This window comes from Paenibacillus stellifer, assembly GCF_000758685.1.
GTDB classification, from domain to species: Bacteria; Bacillota; Bacilli; order Paenibacillales; family Paenibacillaceae; genus Paenibacillus_AQ; species Paenibacillus_AQ stellifer.
In genome coordinates this window covers 3,456,525-3,472,242 of the sequence record NZ_CP009286.1, presented here as the reverse complement: position 1 = coordinate 3,472,242, position 15,718 = coordinate 3,456,525, and the positions used below count along the sequence as shown (strand labels likewise).

General features: G+C 52.5%; 15 protein-coding genes. 11 read left to right on the top strand and 4 right to left on the bottom strand.

Annotation, left to right across the window (positions count from 1 at the left end):
• The first annotated feature begins 106 nt into the window (after window positions 1-106).
• From PSTEL_RS16055 to PSTEL_RS16010, 10 genes are all read left to right on the top strand, one after another.
• Window positions 107-415, top strand: a complete 309-nt coding sequence (locus tag PSTEL_RS16055; protein ID WP_342666507.1) for a metallophosphoesterase family protein — start codon at window positions 107-109, stop codon at window positions 413-415.
• Between the two features lie 13 nt (window positions 416-428).
• On the top strand, window positions 429-767 hold the full coding sequence (locus PSTEL_RS16050; protein WP_038696828.1) for a hypothetical protein: 339 nt from the start codon (window positions 429-431) through the stop codon (window positions 765-767).
• A 389-nt stretch (window positions 768-1,156) separates the two neighbouring features.
• The gene (locus tag PSTEL_RS16045) at window positions 1,157-3,262 is read left to right on the top strand and encodes a thioredoxin domain-containing protein (RefSeq protein ID WP_038696826.1); all 2,106 of its coding nucleotides are present in this window, start codon (window positions 1,157-1,159) and stop codon (window positions 3,260-3,262) included.
• 141 nt (window positions 3,263-3,403) lie between these two features.
• Window positions 3,404-4,309 (top strand): helix-turn-helix transcriptional regulator, encoded by a 906-nt coding sequence (locus PSTEL_RS16040; RefSeq protein WP_169744589.1) that lies wholly within the window; start codon window positions 3,404-3,406, stop codon window positions 4,307-4,309.
• Window positions 4,310-4,539: 230 nt separating this feature from the next.
• Window positions 4,540-4,926, top strand: coding sequence for a hypothetical protein (locus PSTEL_RS16035; RefSeq protein WP_218917550.1), 387 nt, complete (start codon window positions 4,540-4,542; stop codon window positions 4,924-4,926).
• Window positions 4,904-6,109, top strand: coding sequence for a DNA glycosylase AlkZ-like family protein (locus tag PSTEL_RS16030; protein WP_038696820.1), 1,206 nt, complete (start codon window positions 4,904-4,906; stop codon window positions 6,107-6,109). The genes PSTEL_RS16035 and PSTEL_RS16030 overlap by 23 nt, the downstream gene beginning before the upstream one ends.
• A gap of 309 nt (window positions 6,110-6,418) precedes the next feature.
• Entirely contained in the window at window positions 6,419-7,948 is a 1,530-nt protein-coding gene (locus PSTEL_RS16025; protein ID WP_052098556.1) for a PTS transporter subunit EIIC, read from the top strand.
• On the top strand, window positions 7,945-8,811 hold the full coding sequence (locus PSTEL_RS16020; protein ID WP_038696818.1) for a PRD domain-containing protein: 867 nt from the start codon (window positions 7,945-7,947) through the stop codon (window positions 8,809-8,811). Before PSTEL_RS16025 ends, PSTEL_RS16020 begins: the two co-directional genes overlap by 4 nt.
• A 251-nt stretch (window positions 8,812-9,062) precedes the next feature.
• On the top strand, window positions 9,063-10,520 hold the full coding sequence (locus PSTEL_RS16015) for a glycoside hydrolase family 68 protein (RefSeq protein ID WP_038696816.1): 1,458 nt from the start codon (window positions 9,063-9,065) through the stop codon (window positions 10,518-10,520).
• 4 nt (window positions 10,521-10,524) lie between these two features.
• Window positions 10,525-12,108 carry a glycoside hydrolase family 32 protein gene (locus tag PSTEL_RS16010; protein ID WP_052098555.1) on the top strand — a complete coding sequence of 528 codons (1,584 nt, stop codon included), beginning with the start codon at window positions 10,525-10,527 and terminating at the stop codon, window positions 12,106-12,108.
• A 66-nt stretch (window positions 12,109-12,174) separates the two neighbouring features.
• Here the strand turns inward: PSTEL_RS16010 and PSTEL_RS16005 are convergent, their stop codons facing one another.
• On the bottom strand, window positions 12,175-12,354 hold the full coding sequence (locus tag PSTEL_RS16005) for a hypothetical protein (protein ID WP_038696814.1): 180 nt from the start codon (window positions 12,352-12,354) through the stop codon (window positions 12,175-12,177).
• 254 nt (window positions 12,355-12,608) lie between these two features.
• On the opposite strand from PSTEL_RS16005, the gene PSTEL_RS26355 reads away from it, so the two are divergent.
• The gene (locus PSTEL_RS26355; protein ID WP_052098550.1) at window positions 12,609-12,989 is read left to right on the top strand and encodes an LSm family protein; all 381 of its coding nucleotides are present in this window, start codon (window positions 12,609-12,611) and stop codon (window positions 12,987-12,989) included.
• A gap of 119 nt (window positions 12,990-13,108) precedes the next feature.
• Here PSTEL_RS26355 and PSTEL_RS26350 read toward each other — a convergent pair whose 3' ends face one another.
• From PSTEL_RS26350 to PSTEL_RS15975, 3 genes are all read right to left on the bottom strand, one after another.
• Complete coding sequence (locus tag PSTEL_RS26350) at window positions 13,109-14,596, bottom strand: hypothetical protein (protein WP_156995883.1); 1,488 nt, start codon at window positions 14,594-14,596, stop codon at window positions 13,109-13,111.
• A gap of 294 nt (window positions 14,597-14,890) precedes the next feature.
• Window positions 14,891-15,157 carry a YxcD family protein gene (locus PSTEL_RS15980; protein WP_245624969.1) on the bottom strand — a complete coding sequence of 89 codons (267 nt, stop codon included), beginning with the start codon at window positions 15,155-15,157 and terminating at the stop codon, window positions 14,891-14,893.
• 17 nt (window positions 15,158-15,174) lie between these two features.
• On the bottom strand, window positions 15,175-15,618 hold the full coding sequence (locus tag PSTEL_RS15975) for a hypothetical protein (RefSeq protein WP_038696809.1): 444 nt from the start codon (window positions 15,616-15,618) through the stop codon (window positions 15,175-15,177).
• Between the last annotated feature and the right edge of the window lie 100 nt (window positions 15,619-15,718).

Below are 15,718 nucleotides of genomic sequence, written 5' to 3'. Positions count from 1 at the left end.
ATTTTCATGTGAGTGTCCTGCCTTATAAGTATTTGAATCAATGTACTCTGTATTATGACCTTGCAGCCATGGTAGGCACTGTTAGAAAGAATAAAATAGACTGTTGATGTTCAAGCCCGAAAGGAATAGATTATGGAGTGCAGGGAACAGATTATGGAGTACAAGGATGGACTATACAAATTCAAGGATGATGATAATGAAAACATTCGCCGTCATTACAGATATTCATGGCAATAGTCCTGCACTACGAGCAGTGTTAGAGGACATATCCAACAAGGAGATCGATCATATATTTTGTCTGGGAGATATGGTCGGAATCGGGCCGGATTCAAATCAGGTGCTTGAAATGTTGACGGAACAGAAGAATGAAGGGACTAATTTTTGGGAGAGAAGCTTTTTTCTAATATATTATTAAAAGGGAGATATTAATGAATCTAAAACTAGTGCCATTACGAATACCTAGTGGATGGTCTGTTACACTAAATGATTTCACAGAATCGTATCCTGAGAGGTTTATAGATGATGATTATGAACATCGATGGGAATTCAAAGAGGATATATTGCAACTCAGAAGCAAGAGTAGAAATAAGATAATAGATCTGGGTTGGTATCCTGAATTCAGTGCAGATGGTCAATATAAATTGGTATTAGTCGATACTAGTGAAGAGGATGAAGAAGGTTCATTTTGTTGGAATGTAATATTCGAATTCGAATCGAAAAGTATTGAAGATATAAGATTGAAAATTGAAGAGCTATTACAATTATAAAAAAGATTTTTTTCGGGTAGACGGAGTATATTTGTAAGATGTATATGTTTGAGAATTAGAATCTTATTCTGCTGTCGATTGAATGATAACTGTATTTGTTTTCGGTAGATTATCATTTACCTTTTGAGGCCATTTACGCCAGACAATAAAAGAGCGCAAGGGAAGAGATAGCCCCATGGGCTTCTGTGATTGCTGTTATGGCATAAAAGTGGACTCTTTAACCGACGAAGCACCCCCCGACACCTCTTTCAAATCCCCTCAACGGAAACTTCCCTGGCACCACAAGCCAGCTTTCTATACATAATCTTCACATTTCAATCGATAGCGGCTGTCCCGGGTATATTATAATGATCTGAAAAAATGAAATTTTACCCAAGGGGGCTGTTCCCATGAATGAAGAAATCGCTCAACCGAAGTACACCAACCGGCTGATCCATGAGAAGAGTCCTTACCTTCTCCAGCATGCGCATAATCCGGTGGATTGGTTCGCCTGGGGCGAGGAAGCGTTCGAGAAGGCGAGGGCGGAGAACAAGCCGGTGTTCGTATCGATCGGCTATTCCAGTTGTCATTGGTGTCATGTGATGGAGGAAGAAAGTTTTCAAAGTGAGGAAGTCGCGGCGCTCCTGAACGGCCATTTTGTGGCGATCAAGGTGGACCGGGAGGAACGGCCGGATATCGATACGCTGTATATGGCGGTCTGTCAGGCGATGACAGGCGGGGGCGGATGGCCGCTGACGGTTGTGCTGACACCGGAGAAGAAGCCTTTCTTCGCCGGGACTTATTTTCCGAAGCGGCGGATGATGGGGCAGCCGGGACTTATTGAGGTTCTGGAGCAGATTCGGCTCAAATGGGAGAGCGACCGCGACAAGCTGACTCAGCTCGGCGACGAACTGCTGACGGAGATCCAGGCGACCAATCGCAAAAATCTCGGAGCCGAGGAGGATGGTGAGCTGTCGGAGGAACTGCTGCATCAGGCGTTCAGGCTGTACAGCACGCTGTTCGACTATAATTTCGGCGGCTTCGGACAGGCTCCGAAGTTCCCGACGCCGCATAATCTGTCATTCCTGCTGGCGTACTCGCGGAAGTACGATCAGGTGGCGGCGCTCGATATGGCCGAGAAGACGCTGGATGCGATGAGCCGGGGCGGGATCTTTGACCACATCGGCTTTGGCTTCGCCCGCTATTCCACCGACGACCAGTGGCTTGTTCCGCATTTCGAGAAAATGCTGTACGATAACGCGCTGCTGGCCATCGCATATCTCGATGCATACCAGCTGACTGACAAGTCCATGTACGCGGAAGTGGCGCAGAATGTACTCGCCTATGTGAAACGCGAGCTGACCTCGCCGGAGGGCGGGTTCTACTCCGCGGAAGATGCCGACGCCGATGGGGTGGAGGGCGGCTTCTATATTTTCAGCCGGGAGGAGATCGAGGAGGCGCTGGGCCTGGAGGATATGCATTCGTACTGCCGGATTTACGGCATTACGGAGGAAGGCATCTCGAATGGCTTCAGCATTCCGAATCTGCTGGAAGGAACGGCCGATGAGTTCGCAAACAAGCTGGACATGGAGCCGCTGGCACTGCGCACACGGATGGATGAATGGCGGGAGAAGCTGTTCGCGTACCGGGAGCAACGGGTGCATCCGTCCAAGGATGACAAGGTGCTGACCTCCTGGAACGGTCTAATGATCGCGGCGCTCGCCAAGGGAGCCAAAGCTCTGCAGGAGCCGGAGTATGCGGCTATGGCTGAGAAGGCGGCGAATTTCATCTGGGAAAATCTGCGCAGGGAGGACGGCAGGTTGCTGGCCCGTTATCGGGACGGCGAAGCGGCGCATCTCGGATATGTAGACGACTATACCTTCCTCATGTGGGGGTTGACCGAGCTGTATGAAGCGACCGGCGAAGCTGTATATCTGAAGCGCGCCCTTGAGCTGAAGGACGGGCTGCTATCTCTCTTCCTGGATGAAGAGGAAGGCGGGTTCTTCTTCAGCGGACGGGATGCGGAGCAGCTTCCGGTTCGCGGCAAGGAGCTGTATGACGGAGCGATGCCGTCCGGTAACTCCGTGGCGGTGAAGACGCTCTGGAAGCTGGCGGCAGTTACCCAAGACGTCAAGCTGAAAGGCGTGGCGGAGCAGACGGCGCAGGTTCTGGCCCGGGCGGCGGCGAAATATCCCGCGAGCTACGGCATGTTCCTGCTGTCGCTCCTTACGTTGACGGACGGCGGTTCGGAGTGGGTGCTGACCGGCCGGAAGGATGATCCCGCCATGCACAGCATGATTGCCCTTGCACAGCAGGCTTACCAGCCGGAAGCTTCGCTGCTCATTCATTGGGATGAGCCCGGCGATGAGCTGGCGGCGCTGCTGCCACATGTGCAGGACAAGAAGCCGGTCCACGGCCAGGCGACCGCGTATATCTGTAAGGATTTTGCATGCCGGGAGCCGATTACGAGCCTGGAAGCGCTGCGGGAGCTGACAGCCAAAGAGGCGGGCGAATAAGGAGAGTGATGAACTGGCGTCGGTGCTGTACCGGCGTCAGTTTTTTTTAACTGTGGGATCAGCCTTCGTACGTTATAATATCGTCTGTACTCGATTTCATACTAACCTTGAAATGGATGAATGCCTATGAAGATCGATCGATTGCTCGGAATTACGATATACTTGCTTAATCATAAAAAGGTAAATGCACAGGTATTGGCTGAGCATTTTGAGGTATCGGTCAGAACTATTCTCCGTGACATCGATTCGTTGTGCATGGCCGGCATTCCCGTCATTTCCACTTATGGCGCAGATGGCGGATACGAAATCCACGACACTTTTCGCATGGAGAGGCAAGTCGCGGGCGCTATCGACTACGCGCATATCGTGACCGCACTGAAGGGACTCGCTACTGCATATAACAGCAAAGAAGTCCACTCCACCTTACAGAAAATACAAACCGTATCAAGAGGAAAGCCGTCGAATATAATTCTGGATTTTGGTGTTCTGAGCGAGAAAGAGAGAATCAACCACAAACTTACCATCTTGAATCAGGCCATAGAGGACAAGCATACGGTGACCTTTTCCTATACGAATGCCGATAATGTGCAAAAGAACTTTGAAGTTGAACCCGTAGCCGCATTGTATAAATGGTACGCTTGGTACTTGTTATGTTATTTTCCCAAGTATGAGGATTACCGCATATTCAAGCTTGAACGTATGGATCAGATCGAGATCACCAATCGGACCAACAGCTTGGAGCATCATGCAGAGCATGCACAGGAGCAATGGGAGAAGCAGGGAGATCAGCGAACATATATTCATCTCAAGCTTCATTGCCGGAAAGAAATCAAGGTGAAATGCATGGAGTATTTGAATGGAGCCATCGAAAGCGAATTCGAAAATGGCGATGTCATCATGGCGCTATCCGTTCCCGAGAACGAGCAGTTTTGGTATGGGGTTGTGCTTTCTTTTGGCAACAAAATCACAGTTCTCGAACCGAAGGAGCTTCAGCAGAAAATCGTAAACACATGTCAGGATATTTTGCAGCAATATCAAGATGTATGACATACTGTTGTCGCCATTGTTTTGTTCTAATAAAGACAAAAAAGGGTGATACTATGTACAAAATTTACGAGAACTGTCCTGTTTTTCACAATGAAAAGATAACACTGCGGCATACCAATGAGGAAGACACGCTGGAGCTTCTTAACTGTTATTCAGACGAGAAAGCGGTTCCCTTGTTCAATTCAGACAACTGTAATGGAGATACATTCTTCTATACGACCCCCGAACGCATGAAACAGGGCATTGATTTCTGGCAGTTCTGCTATGAAACGAAGCAATACGTCCGGATGACGATCATCCTGAATTCTACGAATGAAATCATAGGAACCGTTGAAATGTTCAATCGGGGGGCAGCTTATTTTTATGGGGTGCATGGCATTCTGCGTATCGATATCATGAGCAAATATGAGGAAGAGGAAGTCTTACGCGCTGTACTGGAATTAGCCCATGTTCATTTTTATCAAGAGTTCGGCGTCGAATGGATCGTTACAAAAGCAGTAAGTGATGCCGTTATTCGAAGAGAAACGCTTGCGAAGCTAGGATATATTCCGATGAAATCCTTCGCATTAGATCATTACTATGGGAGAGGCGAACATGAGAACAGAAATCCTTTCTAAGAACGACGCCAGACAATTTCTTGCGAGCTATCACAATTTGAATGGCAGTCAGCAATACTGCGGTTCAGACGGGATTATCAAGTATTTTGCAAAGGCGGGAAGCATTCAATATGACCCTCTGAACGTGGTTGGCCGAAATGCAGATTTGGTCCTCCAGTCTAAAATTAAGGATTACAAACCGGAAATGCTGCACAATCTTCTGTACAAGGAGCGTCTGCTGGTTGACGGCTTTGATAAGGAAATGTGCATCTACATGACCGAGGAATTCCCCAAGTTCGCAAGAATTAGAGCGGCAAGAGCCATTGCTGTAACCAACACATTGGGCCATCGAAACCAGCTGGATGCTCTCCAAATACTTGATGAAGTGCGTGATTTCGTCCTAATAAACGGTGCAACGGGTACAAAAGATCTTTCCATAGGCGGGCACTCCCTGGAGGGCAGCTGGGGACATAAGAAACTATCCAGCGCCGCATTGGATTATCTTTATACCATTGGCGAGCTATGTGTCGTTAACAAGAATGGAACGCAGAAGCAGTATGATTTTACGAAAAAGATATTGCCTTCACTTGCGGAGCAGCAGGATAGTTATGCAGATGATGACGATTTTTTGACCTGGTATGTGAAGCGCCGGATCGGCAGTACCGGAATTTTGTGGGACCGAACAGGCGGTGCGTGGCAAGGACATTTCCTCTCGAACAAGGTAAAAAGAGAGCAAACTCTTAGCAGATTGCTGGAAGAAGGCGAAATCGTCCGGCTGCTGATCGAAGACATTAAAAGTCCTTTTTACGTGCGCAAGGAGGACATCTCTCTTTTTGAAAAAAACGATAGCAGCAAGCAAGTGAAATTCCTGGCTCCCCTCGATAACCTTCTTTGGGATAGAGAAATGGTTGCACAGCTGTATGATTTCGAGTATCGCTGGGAAGTGTATACTCCTGCCGAGAAACGCAAATATGGATACTATGTACTGCCTGTGCTCTATGGCGATCAGCTGATTGCCAGATTTGAGCCTGAAAGGGTACTAAAAAATGCTCCGTTTAAGATTAAAAGCTGGTGGTGGGAGCCTAATGTACAGGTTACGAGTGAGCTGCTTGATGCTATAAACGCCGCCATTTATGACTTTTGCAGGTATCTGGATGCAGAGTGTTCAAAGGATTATCTGGATGTACTCAGGAACAATGTATAAACTGCCTTGCTGATATGGGTCAATCGTACTGCTCTTGAGTGGTAAGTATTGACCATTGCTTTTCAACCGGATCATTGGGAAAATGAAACAAACCCTTACATATGACGAATCTGTAACTTTTACCGTTTTTTCGGCTGATCCTTTCCAGTGTGTGGACTAATCTTCGTGCTGGAAGGATAGCCGGAATAACCGTTTCGGGGTAAAAGTCTTTTCGATGTGTCCACTCTTGAAAGATGATAGCGCCTTTGCAGACAGAGATTACAGGGGCTACCCGATCGAGTGCTCAGTGAGGATGGAAGGGGGAGAGTCATGGAGCAGGGAACACACGAAAGAGTTAGGGACGATAATGAGGGCGACGCGGGCCGCGTATCGGTCCGGGAGCTTGCCAATCAGCTGGTTGAGCTGTCCGGCGGACCCGGCAACATAACGGAGATTACGCACTGTACGACCCGGGTTCGCCTCAGATTAAGGCGGCCTGAACTGGCTGACGAGGCCGGACTTGGCCGTATCAAGGAAGTCCAGAGTGCGTTCAAGCAGTCCGGACAGCTTCAGATTATTGTGGGACCGGCTATGGTGTATAAAGTACACCGCCACATTGTCCGGCTCCTTCAGGAACCGGGGGAGAGTCCGGCTTCAAATCGGGAGTCTAAGCAATCACTGCAATCGCTGCCTCCACAAAAAAGGACCGGAATAGCAGCGCTTCTGCGCCGTTCGTTTGCGGCTGTCTCTTTGCTGTCCGATATCGTCATTCCGATGATACCGATCTTTGTCGCGGTCGGAATGCTGCTCGGATTGATCAGCGCCATCCGGGCGTTCGGCTGGATCTCTCAGGAGAGCGCGCTCTTCCAATTGCTTGCGATGCTGACAAGCACCGCCTTTCAGGTGCTGCCCGTCATGTTCGGCTATCATGCGGCCAAGCGGTTCGGGGGCACTCCGGTGCTCGGTGCCGCCATCGGTCTGATTATGACGCGACCTGGGCTCCATAGCCTGATCACCGCGGGTGAAGCGGGAACTGGCAACATGGCAGCGGCAGCGGGCAACATCCCTCAGTTAGGCTATCAAGGGACTGTGATTCCAATAATTCTTGCCGTTCTGTTGATGAGTCTTGTTGAAAAAGGGCTGCGCAGAATCGTACCGTCATCCGCGGCGATGATCGCCGTTCCCTTCTCAAGTCTGCTACTGGGCGGCAGCATTGCCGTTCTGGTCATCGGGCCGGTAACGGGTCATCTTGGCAGCATCCTGAGCGGGCTGCTGGAGCAGGCTTATCATCTTGGAGGTACGCTATTCGGACTCATCCTGGGCGGAGTCTACGGATTCATCGTCCTGACAGGACTCCATCACGGCATTCAAGCGATTGAAGTTGGACTCATAGCCAATCCCGCTATTGGCGTGAACTTCCTGCTGCCAATCTGGTCGATGGCCAATATCGCCCAGGGAGGAGCGGGGCTCGCTGTTTATGCCCGAACGCTGGATCACAGCGAGAGAAGGATCACGCTTATGGCTTCGATCACGGCTTTTCTCGGCATTACGGAGCCGGTGGTGTTCGGCGTCAATCTAAGGCGGGGCTATCCCTTTCTTGGTGCGGCTGCTGGAGGAGCGGCAGGCGGCGCTTACGTTGCTTATCATCAGGTAGTGGCCAATTCGTTCGGACTGACCGGCATTCCGATGCTGGCCTTTGTCATTCCGGCAGGGCAGAGCAACCTGATTCATTACCTGATCGGGATTGTGATCGCAGCGGGCACGGCTTTTGCCGTCACCTGGGGACTCGGGGGGCGGGGAGTTCGGCTTCCGGCGGGGATTTGTCATCTAGGTCAGGCCAAGCACAGGAGACTATCATGAAGATCAAAAAAATTCTGAACAACAATGCGGTCGTCGCGCTCGACGGCGGTGAAGAGAAGATTGTAATGGGCTCCGGGATTGCTTATCAAAAAGGGAAGAACGATATCATCGATCCCGACCGAATCGAGAAGGTCTTTATTAAAGACGATGCGGATCAGTACGGCCATCTGCAGGAAATGCTGAGATCGCTGCCCGAAGAGGAGATCGCGGTGTCGGAGTGTATTATCGCGCATGCGGAACAAGAACTTGGGGTTACCTTCAACAAGCCGGTGCATATCGCGCTGAGTGATCATTTGTCTTATGCCCTTGAGCGGTTAAGCAGAGGAATGCTGATCCAGCATACGCTGCTTGCGGAAATCCGCATTCTGTATCCGAGGGAATTCGAAATCGGCCAATATGCCAAAAGTCTTATACGCGAGAAGCTTCAGGTGGAGATCCCCGACGATGAGGTCGGCTATATTGCCATGCATATCCACACCGCCTGGGCCAACGCGGGCGCTTGTCACTCTTCTCCAGAGCTGGCCGCCATGATCCGGGATATAACAGAAGGAGTGGAGAGAGAGGCCGGGGTCCGCTTGAACCGGCAGTCGGCCAACTACGAACGGCTTGTGAATCAGCTGGAAAATATGCTGCAGACCGACGACACAACGGGCATACCTCGCGGCGAGCTGGACCCGGAAATCGTCAGAATCGCCAAGGAGCGCTATCCGCTTGTCTATGGACAGGCCTGTCGGATTGCGGACGAGGTTGACGACGATTACGGTTACGTCTTTACCGACGGCCAGCTTGTCCTACTGGCGCTTGAGATCAACCGGCTCGGCCGCCGGATGGAGGACGCTTCCAGCGGGTTGTCTTCCATTTGAAAACAACTTTAAGTTGGCAATAAGGCCATAGTCCCGGTTTGGAATTGGGCACTTTCGTCTATAGCCTTACCCGCGCTTTTATCGATAGAATAGACCGCGAGACAACTTCACATTGTGGGATTGTTACTGCTCGGCAGGCAAGACCTAAAATCCTTCGGGGGAATTCAGAGCGTTATCTGAATTTCATTCCGGGAATTTTAGGTCTTTTTTTGTTGAGCAAAACCAAAATGGAGAGAAGAGGAGACTGAAAAATGAACATCAAAAAGTTGGCAAGACAAGCGACGGCGGTAACCTGCACAGCGGTTCTGCTGGCAGGAGGCGGGACTTCGGCTTTTGCACAAGGGAAGAACAGTGTCGATTATAAAGAAACATACGGAATTTCTCATATCACACGGGCGGATATGCTGGAGATTCCGGAGCAGCAGCAGAGCGCGCAGTTCAAGGTTCCCCAGTTCGATGCTTCGTCTATCAAGAATATCCCTTCCGCCAAAGGCTATGACTCGAACGGGAATCTGATCGATCTGGATGTATGGGACAGCTGGCCGCTGCAGAATGCGGACGGTACGGTCGCGAATTACAACGGCTACCAGGTCGTATTCGCACTGGCGGGCGATCCCAAGAAGGGATGGGACACCTTCATCTATCTGTTCTACAAAAAAGCGGGCGACAACTCGATCGATGCCTGGAAGAATGCCGGCCGCGTGTTCAAGGACAGCGACAAATATGTTTCAAATGATCCGATTCTGAACAATCAGGCAGAGGAATGGTCGGGTTCGGCGACTCTGACATCGGACGGCCAGATCCGGTTGTTCTATACGAATCGTCAAGGCTGGGACCCGGCGAACGGCTTCTTCGGCAAGCAGACGCTGACTACCGCCCAGATCAATGTATCTCAGCCAGATGAACAAACGCTGAAAGTGGACGGCGTTGAGGATCTTAAATCGATTTTTGACGGGGACGGCAAGCTGTACCAGACGGTCGATCAAGCCTTTAGCGGCGGCAACTATGCCGATAACCACACCTTGAGAGATCCGCATTATGTGGAAGATCAAGGGCATAAGTATCTGGTGTTCGAATCCAACACGGGGACGGATGACGGCTACCAGGGCGAGGATGCCTTTAATAACAAGGTGTTCTACGGCGGCAGCACCAAGTTTTTTAATGAGGAGAAAAGCAAGCTCCTGAGCAGTCCCAACAAATGGCTGGCTGAGCTCGCCAACGGTTCGCTTGGCATCATTGAGCTTAACGACGATTATACCCTGAAGCGCGTCATGAATCCGCTGATCGCCTCCAATACGGTAACGGATGAAATCGAACGGGCGAATGTATTCAAGATGAACGGCAAATGGTATCTGTTCACCGACTCCCGTGGCGCCAAAATGACAATTGACGGAATCGGCGCAGAGGATGTCTACATGCTCGGCTATGAGTCGAACTCGCTTACCGGACCTTACAAGCCTTTGAACAAAACGGGCCTTGTCCTGCATATGGATCTGGACCCTAATGATATCACCTGGACGTATTCGCATTTCGCCATTCCGCAGGGAACAGGCAATGATGTCGTTATCACAAGCTATATGACGAACCGGGGTCTGTACAGCGACCGCAAGTCCACCTTCGCTCCAAGCTTCGTGCTGAACATCAAGAACTCCAAAACCTCGGTTGTGGAAGGCAGCATCCTGGAGCAGGGCCAGCTGACAATCAAGTAATCGAATGACGTCCAAGGGACGGAAGGCCGCGGGGGCAATGATTCTTGCCGGCTGTCTGATCGCGATATGGCTTGCAGGATATGAAACGTCCTTGAACAAGGATGCGAAGCCGGATATCAAGAAGTCATCCATTGATACGTATAACAACGATAATCATCAGAAAATCGGTTTGCGGCCGGTCTTCCATTTTACAGTTCCGGACAAGTGGAAGAACGACCCGCAGCGGCCGGTGTATGCGAACGGGCAGTATCACTATTACTACCTGTACAATGGAGACTATCTCTCCGGCAGCGGTACGGAATGGCGTCATGCGGTATCCAGCGATCTGGTGAACTGGCAGGATAAAGGCATTGCTATTCCGAAATTCACTACGGTGAACGGAGATATTTGGTCGGGTTCAGTCGTCGTGGATGAAGAGAATACAGCGGGCTTTGGGCCGGGGGCGTTCATCGCCGTTCTGACCCAGCCGTCGGGTAACGACGGGAAGCAGGAGCAGTTTCTGTGGTACAGCACGGATGGAGGAGACACCTTCAAGCCCTATGGGACGGAGCCTGTGCTGGCCAATCCCGGAAGTGCCGATTTCCGCGACCCGAAGATTATTTGGGACGATGGCTCCGGCAAATGGGTAATGACGCTTGCGGAGGGTGACAAGATCGGCTTCTATGCCTCTTCGAACCTGAAGGAGTGGCAGTACGTGAGCGGATTCGTCACTGAAAATATCGGACTCATGGAATGTCCGGATTTGTATGTGATGCGTGCGGATGACGGGCAGTACCGTTATGTGCTCGGCGTCAGCGCCAACGGGAAACGGGTGGGCAAGCCGGGAACGTATGCTTATTGGACCGGCAGCTTCGATGGAACAGCCTTTGTGCCTGACCGGAAGGAGCCGCAGTGGCTCGATTACGGGTTCGACTGGTACGGTGCGGTCACATTTGAGGACGGTGCGGCTGACGATCTCTTCGATCATCGATACGCGCTGGCCTGGATGAACAGCTGGGACTATCCGGACAACAACCCGTCGGTACGGGAAGGGTACAACGGTATGGATTCCATCGTTCGCGAGATCCGGCTCGCACACCGGGAAGATGGGTATACGCTGCTGTCTACAGCCTTGCCCGCGCTGCAATCCAAGACACTGGGGACAGAGATGTATCCGCGCATCGAACTTGAGGGGAATGAAAGTCTGCACCCTGCGGGAGCCGCCTATCGGCTGGATGCAGATATTTCCTGGAGCAGCGTCCGGAATGCCGGTTTCAGGCTGATGGAATCGCCGGACGGAAAGTCACATGTGGACATTGGCGTGTTCGCCCAGGGCGGGTATCTGTATGTGAACAGAGGTTCAACGGGGAATCCTGACCGGACGGGGAACCGTGCCGAGAGCAGAGCGCCGCTGAGTCCGGACGCGAAGAAGGTTCACCTGACGATCTTCGTCGACCGGTTAAGCATTGAGGTGTTCGTGGACGATGGGGAGACCGTCTTCTCCAATCTGGTCTTTCCGGATGCGAAGGATCAGGGCATCAGCCTGTATGCGGAAGGCGGAACGGCAGTCTTTGAGAATGTAGTGATTCAGACGTATTCCTCCCGTTAAAAAACGGCCGTTATGCCGGCAGATGCGCTTCTCTGTAGCGAAGCGCATCCGCCGGCTGACGGCCGTTTAGTATTCGAAGCTGTCCGGCTGCTCCATAGCATCAACCAGCTTCGCAGCTTGCTCCAGTTCCTCGGCGGATTTCAAGCCATCGTCGGCATCCCCGGATTGTTGCAGGCCGCCCGAACCTGAAATGCTGCTCTCTTCATTTTCTGGGTTATTCAGCTTGTTGCGTTTCAGTTCATTCATATGAACCCTCCTTACGGTAATCATCTTGCACTCCTAGTGTTAACGAATCACGTCTTCTTTAAGCCTGCGGCTGCAAGTTTGGAGGAAATGAAGCTAGACTTGCCAAGAGAGAGGGTATGGGGACGGTGGGTGCAGGAGCTGCTTTCCAGCTTCTACTTTAATGAAATGGAAACTTTACGCTTCAAAATGCGGAACAGGGCACTGGGCTAATGCATAGGATAGTAGCAAAATTCAGCTCCGAAAGGATTGAGCTTATGTCAACTTATCCCGGCACCCAGAGCCTGATTTATCAGGCCGACCCGACCTCGCTTCATCATGTGAGAAAAGTGCGCGACCATATGCACGGCTCACTGAAGCCGTATATAAATCAGAAGGTACGGGTCCAGACGATTGACGGTGAAGTGTATGAAGGCTGCATTGCAGGACTTGATACGGGTCATCTGTATTTGACGATTGCGGCTGAAGCAACGAGCACGACAACGACAACAACGATCACGCCAGCGCCGGTTCGCGGATTCTATCCGTACCCGTATCATCCATATCCTTCTTATTATCCTTACCCGTCGGTCTATCCGGCAGGCGGCGCTCTTCTGCCGCTCGTTCTGTTCAATCTGCTGGCGATTTCGCTGATTTAGTTACAGGATCGGGCGTTAGTTTGAACAAGAGGGAAGCCCCTTCACCTTGCGGTGAGGGGGCTTATTGCCGTTGTTCGATCTGTAATGCTAGACGTTAAGCCGGCACAGATCATCTATCCTCAACTTGTTTGGTCGTTCCCGCCGCTTCCCGTATCGGTGAGCGTAATGCTCTCGGCAATCTTTGAACCGCTCTTCAGCACGTACTGAATGACGTCCCCGGCTTTCAGTTCGCTTAAGGTAATTGCCGTCTCTGTCCGTTTGCCATTCGTCATGCTGACGGACACAAGCTTCGTCTCCGCGTTCACCGTAAGAGTGACGGTCTCGCTGGTGAAGCTCTGCTGCGGCTGTCCGCCGCCCGGACTGCCAGCGGCGGAGGGGCCTTCACCGGCAGCGGGCGGGCTGCCGCTTGGGAGTGGCATCGGGCTTCCCGCAGGGCCGCCGTTACCGCCTGCCGCTCCACCCTGCGGAGCGGTGGGAGCCTCGGCGGTGTACACGGTGATCGTCCCGGTCCCGATGCTCTTGATCTTGCCGAAGCTCATGGCGCCTTCGCCGCCGCCGGGAGCTTCGGCCTTGCCCGGGCTTGCAGCTGCGGCAAGCCCGGGGCTCGGAGCCGCCGCCGAAGATGCGGCGGGCTTCGCGGTGGCCGCCGGTGCTCCGGCGGCCGGGGTTGCGGCCGCTTTCGCCGATGCGGCCGGCTTCGCGCTCGCCGCCTGGCCCGCTCCGGCCCGGTTCCCGGCCGGAGCGCCGCTTGGCGGCGAGCCGCCCGCGCCCCGGTCCCCAGGGGCGCCGCCTTTGCCGCCGGCGGGCATTCCGCTCGGCGGCGTGCCGGAGCCGCCGGCCTTGTCGCCGGCCGGCGGTGCGCCCTTGCCGCCAGCGCCGGATGGCGGCGGCGTTCCCTTGCCGGCCGATGGCGCAGCGGCCGGAGCTGCCGAAGGCGTCGCCTGTGCGGCGGCGCCCGGCGAAGCCGCCGGCAGCATGCCACCGCCCTGCGGCTGCAGCCGCTCGATCCGGACGGCCAGCAGCATGCCGTCCGTCAGGGTAACCCTGACGACATCGCCGGCCTTCAGATCGGCGAGTCCGATCGCAGCTTCCGAGCTGCTGCCGGAACCTGCGTACTGCGTGCTGTCATTTACCGTAATCGTGATCTGCTCACCATTAAATGACTGATTATCGGTGAATGACTGATTACCGTTGTTAGCCGCTTTCGATACTTCGCCTGCTTCGCCATTTCCTGTGTCCAGCGTACTCGCTCCGCCAGTTGCTGAAGCGGCTTCCGGGTCCCCGCCACCGGATTCGGCTGTCGATGACCCGCCGATGACGGCTCCTGAGTCTTGCGACGAAGACTCCAGCGTGCCGGAGCTATTATCAGTTTCCGCTCCGCCGGTTGTCTCGTCGGCCGCCGCTTTCGTCAAAGTCAGTTCACTTCCATCGATGGAATCGATACGTCCGATGAAGCTGCCGCTGTCCGGCTTGGCGCTGGCTGCAGGCGTCGGAACAGGGCTCTGCTGGACAGCCTCCGCCTGTTCCTGCCCGCAGCCTGTTAACAGCGCAAGAACAAGCATGACTCCCCCCAGCAGCAGGGGCGTTCTCTTTACCATTGGTTTCATGGTCCCTCCTTATGACATCTGACTGCGTTTTCAGGCATAATATACCAAAATTAGCTGAAAGAAAGTTGAATACCAGCTGAAAGAAAGTTGAATGCCAGCTGAAAGAAAGTTGAACGCGGGCAGGTTCCTGACCGGGAAGAGAAAGTATGATTTCGAATCCGTCCACATGAAAAAGGCAGCCTGACCGCATAAAGCCGGTACAGACTGCCTATTTGTAAATTTTCAGTTAATCTTTCTCCTACATTTAATCATTTTTGCATCTAGTCATTTATTGAATTTAGTCATTCATTGGATTTAATCATTCACGACAGCGATGATTTCATCCTCCAGCTCAAGCCGGACATCCTCCGGATAGGCGCGGATATTGTATTCCGTGTGGAGGTAGCGGAGGACTGCCTCCACGATGTTGGACGCCACCAGGTATTGGCTTCGTCCTTGGGTCCAAACCTCTGCGGTGAAGCCGGTATCCTCATCCCAGCTAAGCTCTACCTGAACGTCCCGGACGTTAACGCCCTTGCGATCCGCTGTATGAAGGCAGACGGCGTTGACGATTTCATCCATGCTGAGAACGGCCGGCATTAGTAGCGATCGCTCCGTTCTTCATATCTTCTGCGTTCGTTTCTGCGGCGGAACAGCGAGAGGACGAGCATCACTACGAGATAGATGGCCAGCATATTCACCGCGAAGCCCAGGATGTTACCGAAGAAGCCCATGCCTCCGAACAGACCGCCGAACAGCATACCGGCCAGACCGCCGATCATCATGCCTTTGAAGAAGCTTCCGCCGCTGAAAAATCCCCGCTTGGCCGTCGTAGCGGAAGTGCCGGAATAGGACGAGCTTTTGGTTGAATCACTTTTATATGTGCTGCTCTGCGTCGATTTGTTCGGCGTCGATTTATACCCCTGAACGCCTGATTTGAAGCCACCGCCGCTGCGGCGGGCGTCAGCGTAATCCGGTGCGGCTGCCCCGAAGAAGAGTGTAAAGGCCATAACGATCAGCATTGCGCTTTTGATAAATTTCATGGAATAGAATTGCCCTCCTGTTGTATTTGTCTTGTCCGGTAATACGGGGAAGTGTTCAGATGGTTTCATTTTTAAATAATAAAAAATAAAGGTGCTCGAC